Source organism: Planococcus sp. ISL-110, assembly GCF_018613575.1.
Classification (GTDB): Bacteria; Bacillota; Bacilli; order Bacillales_A; family Planococcaceae; genus Planococcus.
This window is the reverse complement of the sequence record NZ_JAGGPX010000038.1, coordinates 1-3,770: the sequence shown is the minus strand read 5'-3', so window position 1 is coordinate 3,770 and position 3,770 is coordinate 1. Positions and strand designations below refer to the sequence as shown.

At 34.0% G+C, this 3,770-nt stretch carries 4 protein-coding genes; all 4 read left to right on the top strand.

Annotation, left to right across the window (positions count from 1 at the left end):
* Positions 1-555: hypothetical protein (locus tag J7I83_RS17430; RefSeq protein ID WP_215102857.1), on the top strand; the 555-nt coding region annotated here is incomplete at its 5' end.
* A complete protein-coding gene (locus tag J7I83_RS17425; RefSeq protein ID WP_215102855.1) occupies positions 545-1,003 on the top strand; it encodes a hypothetical protein in 459 nt (152 codons plus the stop codon). The genes J7I83_RS17430 and J7I83_RS17425, both read left to right, overlap by 11 nt.
* 248 nt (positions 1,004-1,251) lie before the next feature.
* Positions 1,252-2,322 (top strand): MobV family relaxase, encoded by a 1,071-nt coding sequence (gene mobV / locus J7I83_RS17420; RefSeq protein ID WP_215102853.1) that lies wholly within the window; start codon positions 1,252-1,254, stop codon positions 2,320-2,322.
* A 353-nt stretch (positions 2,323-2,675) separates the two neighbouring features.
* Positions 2,676-3,698 carry a replication initiation protein gene (locus J7I83_RS17415; protein ID WP_215102851.1) on the top strand — a complete coding sequence of 341 codons (1,023 nt, stop codon included), beginning with the start codon at positions 2,676-2,678 and terminating at the stop codon, positions 3,696-3,698.
* Positions 3,699-3,770: the final 72 nt, after the last annotated feature.

Sequence of the window (3,770 nt, the reverse complement as noted above, 5' to 3'; positions counted from 1 at the left end):
TGGGTTTTAATGATTTTATTTTTTGTTGTACCGACAGTGATATCATTGGTTCTAGCTCTGTGTTTTGAGAAATTTTTAGAGCATGATTTTGTTGCGAAATTCATGACTACTTCGGGGTACTTTTATACTCTGGGCAGTTTAATTCTGGTTTTTATTTTATTTAATACTTTCAAGGTATCAGATTATAAAAAATCTGTAGCAAGCAAAGATTTTCTTGAAAAAAGAGCATTTGAAGAACTGTCTTCATCGTTAAAAACTATTTTGGATTGCCTTGAAAAAAATGAAACTAAAAATTTACATAGTAGCTGTATGACTGTAAAAGAAATATATGAATCAGTAAGAGATTTTGAATCAGACGTTGATTTAAAGGCTTATTCCATCGAAATAAGAGATGTATTTAGCGTTCTGAACAAATATAAATTGTCTACTATCGGCTACAATTCGGATGTTCAAAAATTGGAAAACATGCGTGAGTCTTACAAGTTTGATATCGTTACTAAAATTGATCGCTTAGTGCGACAGTTAGAGCAAAGGAGTAATTCGAATGAACGTTAATGATTTAAAGGTAATACAGAAAGTTGATAAACAATTTTCTGATTTTGAGTGGTTCGCTTTAACACCTGAAGACGAACATTATCAAGCAATTAAGTTTCCAGTTGAGGCAGAAAAACATGTTAATGCTTTTTACGCAAAAATTTCTGAGGGACTGACTATTATTGTGGGCCTTTATTTATCTCGATTCTATTACGAAGAAGATAAGTATAGTTGGGATGAAAAACATTACGTAGTAATTATTTCTACTAAAAAACAAACGCTTAACCCTATTGCTTTTATCAAAAATGAAGATGTTGAAAATTGGAATAGAAACGATAGAGGATTCATGAATAGTACATGGTGGAAAGGTGAACCCGAACCAAATCCTATCAACGATCTGTATGATTCCGTCAATAGAAAAGTTAACGAAGTAGATGAATTGTATGATGCGTTCTTAGATGAGGAGTAACTTAGGTTACTCCTCATCTTTTTATATTAAGAAAAGATAAGCATATTATGCTCCTTTGTTTGCTCTTGAATTAATGGGATATGAGCGTCCATCGAGGACAATCGCACCCATGTTTTTGAATTTTGGAGGCGCCTCAATATTGAGGCAGCCACTTGATTTTCACCCTCGGAGAGCACACCTTTACGTCAGTAAAGTATAGTGTGCTATACTTTACATGGAAGTTGACCGAATTATGGGGGTGTATTCTTTTGAGTTTTGCTGTGGTAAGGATGCAAAAAATGAAGAGTCCAGATTTAAAGGGCATGCAATTTCACAACCAACGAGAACGGGAAAGTCGGACGAATCCAGACATCGATCCAGACCGTGCTCATTTGAATTATGATTTACTGCATCAAGAAAAAATCGATTACAACAAACAAGTAAAAGGAATCATTGAGAGCCAAAAAGTGAGCGAGCGAAAAACCCGAAAAGATGCCGTGCTTGTGAATGAGCTGCTGGTGACTTCTGACCGGAAATTTTTTGACGGGCTAGATCCAGCTGAACAGAAACGGTTCTTCGAGGAAAGCCATAAATTGTTCTCGGAACGTTATGGCAAACAAAATATCGCGTATGCGACGGTTCACAACGACGAGAAAACACCTCACATGCACTTAGGGGTCGTTCCGATGCGTGATGGTAAACTCCAGGGCAAGAATGTCTTTAATCGGCAGGAATTGCAGTGGATGCAGGAAGAATTCCCGAAACATATGCAAAGCCTAGGCTTTGAAGTTGAACGGGGCATAGCATCTGACCGAAAACACATCGAAATGAGCCGTTTTAAGGCACTTACACTCAAGGAGGAGATTAAAACCCTGTCACAGGACGCAAATGTCCTTAGAGAAGCTCTGAGAGAGTCTAAGAAGGTCGATGAGCTTCAAGTCAGCAAACCATCTGTCTTTGACCGGAAACACGTTAAATTACCTGTAGAAGACTTTAAAGCACTAAAGACAAGAGCAAAGGCCACAGAAACCATAGAAACGGTTTTAACGAGAAATGAAGAGATGAATGACAGAAATTCAGATATTCTTTTCTCGATGGCGAAGGATTTAGAAAATGAGCAAAAGAAAAATGACAAGCTGCAGAAAGAAAATAATGGATTAAAACAAGCAAATCTAGATTTGCAAAAGGAAAATAAAACCTTGAAAAGCCAATTAACGGTTTTGATGGAGTTCGCTAAATCACAAATGAGTAAATTTAAAGAGTGGCAAGAAGAACGGCAGCAAGAACGAAGCCGAGAACAAAAGCTTGCTAGAAAAAGAGACCAAGGACTGGAGCGCTAATCTTCGGTTCTTTTTTTCTAGGAATGAACTTGATCGGTATTTATTTTTTTCTTGTTTCTTTTCATTTTTTCAAAATGAAATTTTGCCTATATATATTTTCTTTTAAAAGATTACTTATATTAGTTATATTTAGGAGTGCCCTTCCTCCTTACAGCGACAAGGGATTGAGATTTTAAATGTATTTTTTTTATCCCTTAACTATATTTTTTTTATCCCTTAACTATATTTTTTTTATCCTCTTAATTGTATTTTTAGATAAAATAAAATACAATTAATATAATTTAATATATTTAAGTTTATTATTAAATTCATTAAGAGGAATATATTAAATACATATAAAGGTGGATGGTGGAATGGCAATAGGGCGAGTAAATTCAAAAAATCAAATAATCTCTTATGAAAATTCAATACAAAAAAGTAGGGAGTTTTCTATAGCGAAGTTGAACCAAGGATTGACCTTAAATCAAATGCAACTACTAGCTTTTGCTATTTATTCCACTCAGCAAAATGGAGCGACTGAGTTTCATAAAGGTGATTTTGAAAAGAAATTTGGCATTGAAAAATACCAAACAATTCATGCAAAGCAAGATGCACAAAAGGTTTCTAGTTTGCAGTTTTCAATTGAAGACTTGGAAAATCATTATTTCGAATACTGGAATGTTTTTGGCTCAATAAAATATAAAGAGGGACTATTTACTTTTCGCTGGAACGAAGAATTTGTTCCACATATTTTAGAATTGAAAGAGAAGTACATTACAACTGATTTAACGATTACTTCTCATTTCAAAAGTGGTTTTAGTTGGACTCTGTATGATTATTTAAAGGCACACTACGGATACTGGCACAAGCAAATCTCAAAAGAAGCTCTCATGCGTTTGTTTGGTGTTGAAAGCAAGAAAACATACAGAGAGAACACAGCTTTGTTTAAGAAAACGGTTTTAGATGTAGCCATTGCTGAAATCAATAAATATACTGAGTTAGAAATACGTTACAATGTTGAAAAAAAAGGTCGAGCAATTACAGCTTTCGATTTGATTTGGTCTAATGGACAAAAACTAACCAGTGCAACAAAGAAACAGATCAATGAGATTGAGAGCTTTATAGACATTGTTTTTAAAGATATGTTTGAATATATAAATCTTGATAATGAGACAGATAGATTACGAGCAAGGGATTTAATTCTTGAAATTGAGGATATGCGAAAATTTATAGACGAACCTATTTCTATCACAAGTGAAAGAGCAAATGAATTAATACAAAAAGCCGTATGGAATTTTAAACAGTTGAATGGATTACTAGAAAAAAACCATAAATTTGTATCACCTGAATCAGTGAAGAAAGTAGAGTTTTATAATTGGCTTGAAGATAAAGAGTGAAAAATATAATTGTTTAACCAGTAAAAAAGAAAATAATCTGTAGGTGATGTATTGAAAAAGTGGAATGATATG